1 protein-coding gene is annotated in these 853 nt (G+C 45.8%); it reads right to left on the bottom strand.

What is annotated here, in order from left to right:
• Positions 1 to 75: 75 nt before the first annotated feature.
• Positions 76 to 853: lipid A deacylase LpxR family protein (locus R7093_RS24650; protein WP_318146943.1), on the bottom strand; the 778-nt coding region annotated here is incomplete at its 5' end.

Below are 853 nucleotides of genomic sequence, written 5' to 3'. Positions count from 1 at the left end.
GGTGGCTAAGGCAGCGTAATGTGACCAAAGAAAACGGCCAATGACGCGTTCATTGGCCTGAGAGATAAAGACTATTTAGAAGAAAGCAAAGACTGAGAAAGAACCAGTACCATAAACGTCAGTTTGTGATTCTTCGTAATCAGGTGTTTTCACCGTAAAGGTTAGGCTTGCGCCGTAATTCTGGTTATACCAAGTTGCACCTGCAACGGCACTTGCTTGCCAGTTTTCTAGAGTCACATCATAAGGTTCTGATGAGCCTGGAATACCTGAGCGATCGCCTTCAATGGTGATATCGTTGAAACGGTATCGACCTTCAAATCCTGTAAAGACAAACCAACTGGAGGTATTTTTCGCAAGCATACTGGCAGAGAAAGGGCTTTCTACACTGATGTTTGCCGCGCCAATACTATTGGCTAGATTCGTGCCCCAGCGGAACATGACACCTTGTGATACATCGCTGCGGAAGTTACCTGCGTTAATGTCATTCACATTAGTGATTTCCCATTGCGTCTTCTGGCCCTCACTGCGCATGAGTTTATTGAAAGCTCGGTAACCAACGCTAAAGGCAATTTCATCGTCAATTTGGTAATCCCAGCCTTGAGGATCGGTTGAACCAGTGATGCCGTGAACAATTTCCTGCGCTTTTTCTGATAGAGAACTTTCACCTGTGGCACCAATGGTGAAGTTATAGCGAACGGCTTGATCGGCGGTTAGAGATAGGTAGTTGATTTCAGTGTGTAGGTAACCAGCATATGGACGGTCATTGGCAAGAGGGTAGTCTGCTTCAATATCACTTGGAGTCCACATCGTGTGGCCAAGTACTACCTCGATCTTATCGACATTGGATTGGTCT

The organism is Vibrio sp. 1580 (assembly GCF_033340055.1).
This window is presented reverse-complemented; position numbering and strand designations above follow the sequence as displayed.